The sequence below is a fragment of the Chamaesiphon sp. GL140_3_metabinner_50 genome (genome assembly GCF_025361915.1).
Taxonomy (GTDB): Bacteria; Cyanobacteriota; Cyanobacteriia; order Cyanobacteriales; family Chamaesiphonaceae; genus Chamaesiphon.
In genome coordinates, this window is sequence record NZ_JANYJC010000055.1 from 1 (window position 1) to 12,901 (window position 12,901).

Consider the following 12,901-nt stretch of genomic DNA (forward strand, 5'->3'; position numbering starts at 1 on the left):
TTCCGAGTTCGAGTCTCGGGTCGCGCATCGTGTTTTAGAGTTATTAGAGTTATCGGCGAACGTTGAGTAATTATCTGCGTTCGCCGATCTATAGTATCTCGATCGCAGTCAATATGTTAACTAGTACTCAAAACCCACTCGTCAAGCAAATTAAAAAGCTCCAAAATGCCAAGGAGCGGCGAGAAACGCAATTATTTTTATTAGAAGGGACGCATTTAATTCAAGAAGCCTGTGCGGTGAATTATCCATTGGATATCGTTTGCTGTACCCCGCAATGGCAAGAGCGTCATCCCGAATTGTGGTCGATCGTGAGTGACACTAGCGATTCTCTTTCAGAGAGGCTGTGCCAACGGGTAGAATTAGTCAGCGATGAAGTAATTAGATCGATCGCGACGACGATGAATCCAGATGGGATCGTGGCAATTGCGCCCCGGATGGCTGGAGCCACGCCACCTATTCCCGCCAACTTGACGATCGCATTATCTACCATTCAAGATCCGGGGAATTTAGGCACGATCGTTCGCACGGCGGCGGCTGTAGGTGCGGATGGATTGTGGGTGAGTCGGGATAGTGTCGATTTAGATCATCCTAAAGTACTTCGCGCCTCGGCTGGGCAATGGTTTCGGCTGGCGATGGGCGTAAGTGACGATTTGCACGCATTGGTTACTAGTTATCAGCAGCAGGGAGTTAGGGTTATTTCGACAACTTCTCATACGACGACTAGCTATTGGGATGTTGATTTGCGATCGCCTACACTAATTTTACTAGGTAATGAGGGCGCGGGATTGAGCGCAGATTTAGCCGCATTAGCCGAGCTTCAGGTTAAAATTCCAATGTCGGCAACGGTAGAATCATTAAATGTCGCCACCGCCGCCGCGTTGATGTTGTATGAAGTCCGCAGACAAAGAAGTTGAACTAGAGCCTCAAGAGTCGCGAAATTAGTCGAGTTGGGGTTGAAGTTTAATGGTAACGGCGGTGCTGTGACGATCGCCAACATTCGATCGATACGAACAGCCCGTTGTCGTAAGGGTATGCTGAGAGCATCAGACAAACTAACTATAAATTTCTGGCAGCAGCTTTTTAGACGTGTTTGTCGTAATTAAGGAAGCTTCCCAACTACCTCTTGATTGTCAACTGTTAAAATCGACTGTCAACTAATCTACCGATGCAATTCCACATTCAAACTGATAGCGAAATTCCCGTATCAAAACAACTATACGATCAGATGTTGTTTGCGATCGCGTCTCGGCAATTTTCCCCCGGACATCGATTACCCAGTACCCGTCAATTAGCCATGCAGACAGGATTGCATCGCAACACGATCGGTAAAGTATACAGCCAATTAGAAGGCACTGGCTTAGTCGAATCCGTCCCTGGTTCGGGTATATATGTCAAGTCATTGGGGCATGAAAGCAATCATCTAGTTGCGGATGCTCAGATCGATCCGAGTCTTTCCGCGCTCGATTTAGTCTCTCAGAGCCTCAATACCCTACTCGCACAAGGTTATTCGCTCAATCAAGCACGAGAATTATTTTTAACTGAAATCGACTGGCGGTGGCGGTGTAGTGCCAGAGTATTTGTGACTGTCCCCAGAATTGAAATGGGTGCGGGTGAGTTAATGCTCCAAGAGTTGCAACAATCGTTAGGTATTCCCGTGCAGCTTGTTACCTTAGATAAATTGGAAGCACAACTGGCGCAATCATTAGCGGCGACAGTCGTTACCAGTCGCTATTTTATTAGCAGCGTAGAGGCAAAATTAGCTGGTAGCCAAGTCATTGCACCGCGATCGATCCGTGTGATTCCTGTAGACTTACAAGATTACGAAAAAGAGCTAGCCCTTGTCAAAACTCTCCCCAAAAATAGTTATGTGGGGATTGTCAGTCTCAGTGCGGGAATTTTAGCAGTCGCTGAAATGATGGTACACAGTATGCGTGGCGACGATTTATTAGTGATGGCGTGTCAAACCAAGGATAACTATAAACTCAATGCCACGATCCGCCGCGCTCATACCATTATCAGCGATAAAGCCAGCCTAAATATCGTCCATCAAGCGATCGAAGCTGCTGGCGACGACTTAATTAGGATTCCTCAAGTCGTCGAAAGCGAGAGCTATATCGGTTTGAAATCGATTAATTTGCTCAAGCGCGAACTAGGTTTAGTATAAATAATGCGGTTGCTCCAACAGGAGCGACTCCCGTTATTTAGATCGTCGCAATTCGGCAATTTTTTTGATTGCTAGTTGATATTTTTGGTTGTCTTTGCGGGCTGAATACAACTTAGCCGCCGTCTGTAAATCGGCGATCGCACCCTGTTTATTGCCCGATGATACCTTAATTAAACCTCGATAATAATAGGCTTTGGGCACATCTCGATCGAGACTAATCGCGCGATCGAAATCAGCTAGCGCGCCTTGTTTATTGCCTAAATCGAACTTTGAAAGTCCGCGATTGCTGAGGATCGCAGCAGCAAGATTGGGGTTGAGCTGAAGTGCGATATTAAAATCTTCAATTGCCTCTCGTGAATTTTTGGTATCGTTATAAACGACACCCCGCAAGAGATAGGCTTCGACAAATTTGGAATTGAGTTTAATCGCTCGATCGAGATCGGTAATTGCGGCTAATAAATTGCCTGCTTCGTAATAAGTATTACCTCGGAAAAAATAAGTTTGGGAATTATCTGGCAATACTTCTAGGCTTTCGGTAAAGTCAGCAATCGCACCGCGACGATCTTTAAGTTCGTTTTTGACGCGGGCGCGAGTATTGTAAATTTCTGATGTAATTTGAGGATTGTATTTAGATTTTAGCGCGATATTAAAATCTGACAGCGCGCCATTATTGTCACCCAAACTATTTTTCACCAGTCCTCGACTGAGATAGAGAATCTTGTCTTGAGGATTTTTTTGGATTGCGATATTTTGGTCGTTTAATGCCTCTCGATAGCGGTTGAGCTGATAGTATGCCGAACCGCGAGAACTATAATAAAAGCTATTTTTAGGGCTGAGTTGAATCGCCCGGTTGCAATCGGCGATCGCACCTGTAAAATCGCGGAGATTAAATTTGAGAGCGCACCGATTTCCATAGGCAACATCCGAGCGGGGATTGAGACTGACAGCTTTATCTAAATCGGCGATCGCCTTGGTTTTTTCGCCAATCTTAGCATAGGCAGAACCCCGATACATATAAGCTTCAATCTTGTTGGGCGCGATCGCGATCGCCGCACTCAAATCTTCAATCGCACCCCGCGCATCGCCCATTAATAACTTACAAGAACCTCGCCAAAATCGGGGTGTTACCAACTTGGGATTGACTTCGATCGCTTTAGAAAAAGCGACTACCGATCCAGCTAGATCCGATTTTGATACTCGCTCGAATCCACTCAAAATAAAGTCATCGGTTGTGGGTGTCTTAGTGGCAATAATGGGTTTTATCCCAGTATTTAAACCGATTTTTGCAGATAGTTGCTGGAAAGTATTAACTGGTATGCCTAAATTAAATCCAGTTTTAACCCGAATATTAGGATTGATTTCAGAAGTCTGAATTTTGGTATCGACATCGCCTTTGCCATGAATGGCAACTAATTCCCCCCGATCGTTAAATACGCCACCGCCACTCATTCCCGGCAGAGTACTATTACTGTAAATAATTGAATAACCATCTTTTAATGGTCTACTACTATTAGCCGTAACTTTACCATCTGTAAAACTAAAAATCGAAACATCGATCGCTTCGGTACCGCTGGGAAATCCCGACACATATGTAGTCGTACCTTCAGTAGCAGTATTAGCATCACCCAACTTTGGTACTAAATAACGTCGATCGCTAGTAAATTTTACCACAGCCAGATCGACCCCTGGTAGCATCTGAATTGCCGATGGAGACAATGGATAGCGGCGATTGTCCGACGTGACTACGGCATATTTTACTTCACTATTCTGCACTACATGAGCGGCAGTCAATACAAAATATTGTCCGGCTTGTTGTTGAATAATCTCTCCCGAACCTTGAGAATTATCTCCTTCAATCTTGACTGTCGCCGCTTTAGCAATTTTGGCAACTTCCGTTGCCGATAGTCCCAAACTAGCGGTACCATATAAGACGATCGAGCTACTGAAGACAATCGAGATTAACCGGATTAAGTAAGACATACCGCAATTTTGATTGAGATGATGGATTTATGGGAGTAAAGGGGAAAGGCTAACAGCAATGGGTACCATTCCCATAGTTGCTACACTTGCCAAACTGCTTACTCCAGGAACGTGTTTACTCATCCTGTTTCAAAAACTCGACTAACTGCGTTAATTTATCCCAAGCAACGCCGCTGCTCAAGACAGTTTGTGCCATTTCAATCCCGCGTTGATGCGCTCCGATCGGAATCATACCACTTACTTGTAAAGCCAGCCCAGCATTGAGCGCGACGACATCGCGTTGACTGGGGGTACCTTTACCTTGCAATACACTGGTGAGAATTGCCGCATTTTCAGCCACATCGCCACCTTTGAGCGCGGTAATCGGTGCGGTGGTAAGCCCGAATGCCGTCGGATCGATACTCGTCAGTCGCACTCGTCCGTTCTCTAAAATTGCCAGATCGGTTAAATCGCCCAAACCTGCCTCATCTAACCGTTCGCGCCCGTGTAAAACGATCGCTTGCCCAGTACCCAAAATTCCGGCGGCTGTCGCCATCGTTTCTAGCAATTTATCTGTAAATATGCCGATAATTTGTCCTGTCGGATGCAGCGGATTGACTAGGGGGCCGATTAAATTAAAAATCGTCCGAATTTTCAACTCTTGACGCAGGGGTGCGACAGCCTTCATGGCTGGGTGCCAACCCGCCGCAAATAAAAAGGTAATTCCCACCTCTTCTACCGCCGCCACCACTCGCTCGGCGGGAGCTGTCAAGCGTACGCCCAGAGCCTCCAATACGTCCGCAGAACCAACGCGGCTCGATGCTGACCTGCTGCCATGTTTTGCCACTTTCACCCCTGCTGCTGCGGCGACAAACGCCACTGCGGTGGAGATATTAAATGTCGAGGCACCATCGCCGCCAGTCCCACAGGTATCGATAACCGGAATGGCATGTGCGATGGCTGGAGTTTGCAATACGCGCGCCATCCCGGCTAGTTCTGGGGCGGTGATGCCCTTAGTTTCTAATGCGACTAAAATCGCCCCTGAGAGCGCGGGTGAAATCTCATTTTGCAACCATCCCTGCATCAGCATGGTGGCTTGCTGCTGGCTGAGTGATTCTCTGTCTAGCAGTTGTTGGAGTAACAGCGACCAAGTAATTGATGTGGTGGGGCTAGTGGATATGCTCATGATACAAGTACGATCGATTCAGTAGCATAGATCTTATCATCTCGATCCGATTGACTAGTATAAATCTTAATATTCTCGATCGACTGTCGATGTGATGAATTTTTACCAGAATGTCATATTTTGGCATTTCCAACCCAAGTAAGACGATAAGATGCTAAATACCGCAAGTTGCTAGTTATAACTAAGGTTAAAGATTTGGGTATTAGATATTGGGTATTAGGTATTGGGTATTAGGTATTAGCGATGGGATCGGATCTAACACCTAACAGCTAAAACCTAACAGCTAAAACCTAACAGCTAACAGCTAACAGCTAACAGCTAAAAGCTAACAGCTAACAGCTAACACCCATCCCACTAGAAACCCATAGACTCGCAACTTGGGTTAGATACCAGGTTTGGATCGAGCTTTATTGAATTGAGAATTAAATCATGAATAAAATTCCTTTGTATTTACAAATTGTTGCAGCTTTAATTGTGGCAGTCATCGTCGGCGTGCTGTTGGGAGCTGGCAACCCGATTTTAGAAAAAGATGTTATCAAGCATTTAGCGTTACCTTGCGACCTAATTTTAAAAGCTTTACGCACGCTGGCGACACCTTTAATTTTTCTGGCAATTCTCAATACATTTTTAACAGCAGAGATTCCCAGTAGATCTGGGCGCAAGTTATCGATCTTATTAATTACTAATACAGTAGTGGCGATCGCGATCGGCTTATTTGTGGCTAATGTGCTGCGTCCGGGTGCTGGCGGACAAGCTTTGGCTGTAGCTCAAGATAATAAGTCGCCTGTCAAACAACTCGATCCGTGGGGACTATTGTCCGATCTAATTCCCGATTCAGTAGTCAAACCGCTAGTAGATAATAATGTCATTTCGTTGATATTTGTCGCCCTAGCATTTGGTGTCGTACTTAGAGCGATTAAAACCGAGCAAGTAAATCGAGGAATACGTGACTATATCGCGATCGAGCGGACGATTGGGATTTTATTTGATGCAGTAATTAGAATTTTACACTGGGTAATTGCCTTAGTACCGATCGCGGTATTTGGGATTGTTGCGAAAACTATCGCCCTGCAAGGATTTGAACCTTTTAAATCGCTAGGTTCGTTCGTGTTGGCGGTAATTCTCGCTTTGTTGCTTCAAGCGATTTATTATCTAATCCGCGTCAAATTTGGCTCGTGGCTGTCGCCGCAGGAATTTATCAAAGGTGGCTCAGATGCGTTAGTTACGGCGTTCTCCACGGCTTCATCTACCGCGACGATGCCAATTACCTTTGAAGTCTTGCAAAAGCTCGGCTTACGCAAATCTTCAGCTTCACTCGGCGCGCTGGTGGGGAGTAATTTTAATAACGATGGTACCGCACTGTATGAGGCGATGTCGGCATTATTTATCTCTCAGGTATTAGGGCAAAATCTCTCGCTGGTACAACAACTGATGGTGGTGCTGACTTCGATTGTCGCATCTGTGGGTGCAGCCGGAATCCCAGAGGCGGGTTTGGTGACAATGACACTAGTATTTAGCTCGGTCGGGTTGCCAACTGTGTACATTGCGATTCTAATTACGGTAGACTGGTTTCTCGATCGCTGTCGTACGGCAATCAATGTAATGGGCGATATGACAGTTAGTGCTGTTATCGATGGCAAACACAGACAATCTCAAGACGAAGCAATCGGTGTCATTCCAACTGAAGAGTTATGAGTGTAGAGCAAAAAAACTGGTTTAAAGTTGCTTTTAAAGTTCAAGGTTCGGTCATACCAACTATTTTTGGTAGAGTCGTACTTTGTGGATCTTTTGGCTTATTTATCTCGGTTTTGTCTTTTTATAAACTGCCGATCGCAGCTAAAGCCTTTGGTGGCATAATTCCGAGTATTGTCTTAGGTTTATTACTAGTATTTAGGACGAATACCGCTTACGAACGCTTCTGGGAAGGTCGCAAAGCCTGGGGTTCGATAGTTAATAATATTCGGAATTTATCGCGCTCGATCTGGGTAGCGATCGGCGAGTTAGACCTCAATCATCGACATGAAAAGGAGCAAATCTTAAAACTATTAATAGCGTTTGCAGTATCGACCAAACTACATCTAAGATCCCAAGCTGTTGACGATCGTTTGTCAAAGCTCGTTTCGCCATTACAATTCAAAAAACTTCAATCGACGACTAATGCACCTCTGGAAATTGCATTTTGGGTCGGTGACTATTTGCAAGCAAAATACGAGCAAAATCAGATTAGTTTGTATCAAATGAACGAATTACAAACGCTCTTAAATGGACTAGTCGATATGCTCGGTGCTTGCGAACGAATTTTACGAACGCCAATGCCAATGGCTTATGCAATTCATCTCAAGCAGTTAATCATGCTCTATTGCTTATTACTACCTTTCCAAGTTGTTGAAGAACTGGACTGGTGGACGGCTCCGGCAATTGCTTTAGTTAGTTTTACATTGTTTGGAATTGAAGCCATCGGGGTAGAAATCGAAAACCCTTTTGGTACCGATCCTAACGATCTTCCTCTCGATGCAATCTGCAATACGATCGAACGCAATATTGAAGATCTAATTAGTATCGAACCTCATTATCGTCGATCGGGTATGTATGGAATTAGCAGTTCTGGCGAGCAGAATTAGGTTTTAGGTTTTAGGTTTTAGTGGATAGTGGATAGTGGATAGTGAATAGCGGGGAAATTATTTTCCTTACTTCTTACTCCTTACTTCTTACTTCTTACTCCCATCTCCTCTTCAAAAAATCTATTTCCCCCTCTAGATTAAGTCTAGCGATCGATTCTAGTTCGTTAGATAATAATTCTGTATGATAGATTCGATCGCGTGCTAGAAAGCTTTCTAAGACGCGGATGCGTCCAGTTTGATATGTTGCATCTGCTACCCAACTATATTCGCGTCGAATCGATTGCTGGTAAGCTTGATAGACAACTAGCGGCGTACCGAGAATGGCTAAATCTGCATCTAGAAAAATCGATAAATCGCGATCTTTTGGGTCGGTTTTATGCCCGTCGGTTGCTAAAATTAACAAACTGACTCGCTCGATCGTTGCTTGAGATTCACCTAAATTGGCTAATAAGTCTCGTGCAGTTTTAACACTCTGAATTTCATTACCTGAAGCTTGCGAATTGTATACAAAATCGTGAAACCAAGCAGCAAAATATAAGGCACGGGGGCTGTGAAAATCGCTAAACCGATTTATAGTAGTCAGAATGCGATCGATATGATTGAGATTATGATAATGCCGATCGGATTGAGTATAAGCAGTAACTAAAAGTTTAAAGATGCGATCGATTGATTGTTGCTTAGAGATATCCCGATCGAGTAGATCGATCGAGAGATTGCTACAAACTTGCTGCCATGTTTGAGCCAATTGGTTAAGATCGTACATTATTCTTCACCAAACATCTTGACTTGTTTACACCCAAAGTTATAGTTAGCATCGCCATCAAACTTATGTTTACTTGAGATTTTTTCAGTAGAGAGATGTACCTATAAACTCAATTGATGTTGGTGGATAGCATAATTCATTCGGGTAATTTGTTCCGCATGAAACGACGGTGGCATTAAGCTATGAATGCGATGATCTAGTCCGTCATTCATCACATCTGCGGGTAATTCTGAATGATCTAAGCCTAATGTATGGGCGATTTCATGGACGATCGTATTTGCAATTAAGTTTGATAATTGATTGGTTGATAGTTGAGCGCGATCGGCAGTATTGAGAATTTGGTCTAACCTAACTATCGCCCGATCTGTAACTCCGCCGGGATGAAAACTAGCAATACCTAAATAATCGACAGGTTCGCGATTCTCCAGGGGAGAGGCTACGCCAGCGATAATCAAACCGATGTGCGTAAATTTATCTCCCCACTGTAAAGGATCTGGCGGATCTGAAGTTAGAAAAACATTAATACTTCTAAATGCACTAAAGACTTTTGCAAAGACATCTTTAAGTAGTTCTAACAGCATAGTATCTGTGTGAGGATCGGTATCTTCCCAGCAAGCATTCACCCAGATGCAATGGGGATGTTTTGGTTTTCCGGCACTTAAAACAGCACCACACTGCGGACAAATTCGCCAATTAGCTGCTATTCTCGATCGACAACTCAAGCACTTTAGTTTAAATGGACGGATAAGATCGATCCGTTCCCAAATTGGCAGACGATTTAAATCGATCTTTTTATTAAGATTGAGTCTTTGGTACATTTAGTGAATAGTGGATACTTGTAAGTAGATAAAAATGGCTCAACACGTCTAAATTGTTGAGCCATTTTAATGTAGTTAAAATTAGATGTAAGATTTAACTAATTCGCCGATACCATTAACATTTGTACCATTACCGATCGCTGCCATTTTCCACTCGTTATGATGACGATAAACTTCGGCCAGCACCATTCCAGTCATACCTTGATAATCTTGACCGGAAAGATTAAAACGGGCGAGTTCTTTATTATCGGCTATATTTACCAACCGCACAAAAGCATTTTCAATTTTACTAAAATCTTGCTTTCGAGCCTGACAATCATAGATGTTGACAACAAATACTAGTTTGCTAATATTATCGGGAATCTTTGATAAATCCACAATAATTACTTCATCGTCGCCATCACCTGCGCCAGTCAGATTATCACCTTGATGAATGATAGAGCCAGAAGGATGACTGAGATTACCAAAGTAAATAATATTTTGATTATCGGTAAATTTACCAGCCTCATCTAAGCAAATTACCGAAGCATCTAGATCGTACTCCTCACCTGCTTTTTTACCAAAATTGCTAAAAAATCCACCGCCAGCAGGTTTGACTACATCCCAACCCAAACCGCAGCTAATTTTAGTCAACCCTGGAGCTTCTTTTGATAAAGAAATTCGCTGTCCTTTTTGCAGACTAATTGTCATAATCGATCCTTCCTATTAGCTCTATAATTGTTACGCAGGTTGATAGCGATCGAGTAATGCCTGCAACCCACCTTGATAGCCAGCACCAACAGCATTTAGTCGCCATTCGCCGTCTTTACGATAAAGTTCTGCCATAATCAGTGCAGTCTCAGTCGAATAGTCTTCTACTAAGTCATAACGCACGACTTCTTGCTCGTTTTGAAGATTGACAATTCGCACGAAAGCATTCTGCACTTGACCGAAATTTTGTTTGCGTTGTTGTGCTTCATGAATCGTCACCGTCACCACAACTTTCTCAATTTCTGGCGGAACTTGTTTTAAATTAATCTTAATTACCTCGTCGTCGCCAGATCCCGCACCTGTGAGATTATCGCCAGTATGCTCGACTGATTTTGCCGCATCTGGACTGATGAGATTATTATAAAAAATGAAATGCTTATCAGAAATTAATTTTTCGTTACTACCGACTAAGAATACCGAAGCGTCGAGATCGAAATCTACGCCCGTATCTACGGCTTTAACATCCCAACCTAACCCCACGAAGATTTCTGTCAATCCTGGGGCGATTTTATCTAAAGATACGCGCTGTCCTTTGGCTAATGATACTGCCATAATTTCATCTTCCTTTGCTGCTATGTTAATTTCGATCGATTGAATCAGATCGATCGGGAGCTACTGCTTCAATGCTACGTCAAGTATTCCCCAATTGGGGGAAAATATCGCGATCGTGAATCTAACAGCACGTATTTCCCCTGATACTAACTAAATTCAAGTCATTTAAGATTCGTTAGATCGAGCCTCAGCCAGTTTCACCATAGCTCGAATCATCGCCGTGGCAATCGATGAGAACCATATTTGCGAGTGTATACTTGTGTAAACTCTGCCCCGAATAACATAATTTGGACGGAATAATAAATCCACGCTAACACAGTCACCACCGATCCGGCGGCACCATAAGCAGAGCCAAAGCTACCATTACCCAAATAAAAGCCGAGCAATTCTTTACCGATACTAAATAAAATCGAGGTAAACAGTGCGCCGACGAGAACATCTTTCCAGGCAATACTAATATCGGGAATGTATTTATATATTAATGCAAATAATAATGTAAATACACCCAGTGAAACCCCCACATTAAAAACTTTCCAGAAAATTTCTAATGCGGGAAACAGTTGATTGGTAAATGTACTAATTCCGGCTAAAACTGCACTGACAACTAATGAAACCATCAAAATAAAACCAATCGTAATCACCATTGCAAACGAGAAAATTCGTTTGCGAACCACTGCTTTGACTCCAGCCCGTGGCGACGGCTCGACATTCCACACAGTATTGAGCGAGTCTTGCAGTTGAATAAACACTCCAGAAGCTCCAAAAAGTAAAGCCAGCGTGCTAATTACCGAAGCAGCGATGCCACTTCCCGCTTGGGGATTTTGGGTATTTGCTAAAGCCGTCTGCACCACCTCTGCGCCTGCTTTACCCAGCAATCCTTGAATTTGAGCGACAATTTCGCCTCTAGCTGCTTCTTGCCCGAAGACAGCACCAGCGACAGCTACCGCAATGACGAGCAAAGGCGCGATCGAGAATAATGTATAGTATGCCAAAGCCGCCGCCATTTGGTCAACTCGATCGCGTTGCCATTCATCGATCGTTTCTCTAAGTAGTCCCCACATCCTCTTCAAATTCATACCGCTAGCAATGATGACATTTATCACCTATTTCTAGCAGCTTGCGATCGGTTTACTCTCTATCTAAAGATGGAATTACATAATGTATATTGTCACAGTCGGGTGAGATCGCCAATTTTTCTACTTGGTTATTTGTCCAGCCTCAAATTGGGTATATTAAGCACAAGCAGACGTGAAACAGTAAGCAGAAATCGAATGAGCATGACAACCGCAGAATTAGCAGAACTAATTAAGATCGTCAGATGGGGAATAACCGCTCTAGATTTTCGCTGTAATGAATTTATCGCCCTGCCAGAAAATATCGGCGATCTTGTCTATTTAACTAAGCTAAATCTCAATGGTAATCGTCTTAGTAGCCTACCAGAAAGTATCGGCAATCTTACCAGTCTCACCGAGCTGTACTTAAATGGGCATCAATTCACTACTCTACCAGAAAGTATCGGTAACCTGATCGATTTAACTAGATTAGATCTAAATGGCGATCGATTAACATTCCTACCAGATAGTATCCAAAACCTTGAAAAGTTAACAAAGTTAAACCTCAATAGCAATTGTCTGGATCGCATTCCAGATTTTTTCTTCACCTTAGCTAATTTAACTGAAATAAATTTAGACGGCAATCTCTTAACCGATCTATCGAATCTCGATCGGATACCTAATTTAAAGATTACCCGATCGCCTACTCAAACAAAATTCAAGATCGTAAAATCTAATGGCTTCACTAAAATATATGTAGGCGATCGATATATCGAAACCATCTTAAACGATCTTAGTAATTTTAAAAATTTAGTCGCACTCAATCTCAACAGTTATGGATTGGTAAACTCTTCTCAAAATCTCTCGATCGACAAAATACTCGCAGATTTAAGTAAGCTGCCAAATTTAACATCGCTAAACTGGCATGTCGATCTATTTCCATATTTGCCAATTCTCAAAACAATACCTAAATTAGAATGCATTGGATTTTTAGGGATTGTACTCGCTCGTTATAACCTGCTTAACATAGATTCAG

At 43.2% G+C, this 12,901-nt stretch carries 12 protein-coding genes; 5 read left to right on the plus strand and 7 right to left on the minus strand.

Going from position 1 to position 12,901, the window contains the following annotated elements:
• Positions 1-113 precede the first annotated feature (113 nt).
• Entirely contained in the window at positions 114-914 is an 801-nt protein-coding gene (locus Q0R35_RS02710; protein WP_295614213.1) for an RNA methyltransferase, read from the plus strand.
• A gap of 251 nt (positions 915-1,165) precedes the next feature.
• Positions 1,166-2,164: a GntR family transcriptional regulator gene (locus Q0R35_RS02715; RefSeq protein WP_295614215.1), complete on the plus strand. Its 999-nt coding sequence runs from the start codon at positions 1,166-1,168 to the stop codon at positions 2,162-2,164.
• Positions 2,165-2,197: 33 nt separating this feature from the next.
• Here Q0R35_RS02715 and Q0R35_RS02720 read toward each other — a convergent pair whose 3' ends face one another.
• Together Q0R35_RS02720 and trpD are read right to left on the minus strand one after the other, a co-directional pair.
• Positions 2,198-4,144, minus strand: a complete 1,947-nt coding sequence (locus tag Q0R35_RS02720) for a serine protease (RefSeq protein WP_295614217.1) — start codon at positions 4,142-4,144, stop codon at positions 2,198-2,200.
• Positions 4,145-4,259: 115 nt separating this feature from the next.
• The gene (gene trpD, locus Q0R35_RS02725) at positions 4,260-5,309 is read right to left on the minus strand and encodes an anthranilate phosphoribosyltransferase (protein ID WP_295614219.1); all 1,050 of its coding nucleotides are present in this window, start codon (positions 5,307-5,309) and stop codon (positions 4,260-4,262) included.
• Between the two features lie 429 nt (positions 5,310-5,738).
• Between trpD and Q0R35_RS02730 the strand changes: the two genes are divergently transcribed.
• Positions 5,739-7,004 carry a dicarboxylate/amino acid:cation symporter gene (locus tag Q0R35_RS02730; protein ID WP_295614221.1) on the plus strand — a complete coding sequence of 422 codons (1,266 nt, stop codon included), beginning with the start codon at positions 5,739-5,741 and terminating at the stop codon, positions 7,002-7,004.
• The gene (locus Q0R35_RS02735) at positions 7,001-7,930 is read left to right on the plus strand and encodes a bestrophin family protein (RefSeq protein WP_295614223.1); all 930 of its coding nucleotides are present in this window, start codon (positions 7,001-7,003) and stop codon (positions 7,928-7,930) included. The genes Q0R35_RS02730 and Q0R35_RS02735 overlap by 4 nt, the downstream gene beginning before the upstream one ends.
• Positions 7,931-8,024: 94 nt before the next feature.
• Here the strand turns inward: Q0R35_RS02735 and Q0R35_RS02740 are convergent, their stop codons facing one another.
• From Q0R35_RS02740 to Q0R35_RS02760, 5 genes are all read right to left on the minus strand, one after another.
• Positions 8,025-8,693, minus strand: coding sequence for a hypothetical protein (locus Q0R35_RS02740; protein WP_295614225.1), 669 nt, complete (start codon positions 8,691-8,693; stop codon positions 8,025-8,027).
• Positions 8,694-8,794: 101 nt separating this feature from the next.
• On the minus strand, positions 8,795-9,511 hold the full coding sequence (locus tag Q0R35_RS02745; protein WP_295614227.1) for a peptidase M10A and M12B matrixin and adamalysin: 717 nt from the start codon (positions 9,509-9,511) through the stop codon (positions 8,795-8,797).
• Between the two features lie 81 nt (positions 9,512-9,592).
• A complete protein-coding gene (locus Q0R35_RS02750; RefSeq protein ID WP_295614230.1) occupies positions 9,593-10,201 on the minus strand; it encodes a TerD family protein in 609 nt (202 codons plus the stop codon).
• Between the two features lie 30 nt (positions 10,202-10,231).
• Positions 10,232-10,813, minus strand: a complete 582-nt coding sequence (locus Q0R35_RS02755; RefSeq protein ID WP_295614232.1) for a TerD family protein — start codon at positions 10,811-10,813, stop codon at positions 10,232-10,234.
• Between the two features lie 212 nt (positions 10,814-11,025).
• Positions 11,026-11,889 (minus strand): YihY/virulence factor BrkB family protein, encoded by an 864-nt coding sequence (locus Q0R35_RS02760; RefSeq protein ID WP_295614233.1) that lies wholly within the window; start codon positions 11,887-11,889, stop codon positions 11,026-11,028.
• Positions 11,890-12,090: 201 nt separating this feature from the next.
• Here Q0R35_RS02760 and Q0R35_RS02765 point away from each other — a divergent pair.
• Positions 12,091-12,901 (plus strand): leucine-rich repeat domain-containing protein (locus tag Q0R35_RS02765; protein WP_295614236.1); only part of this gene is annotated, 811 nt, incomplete at its 3' end.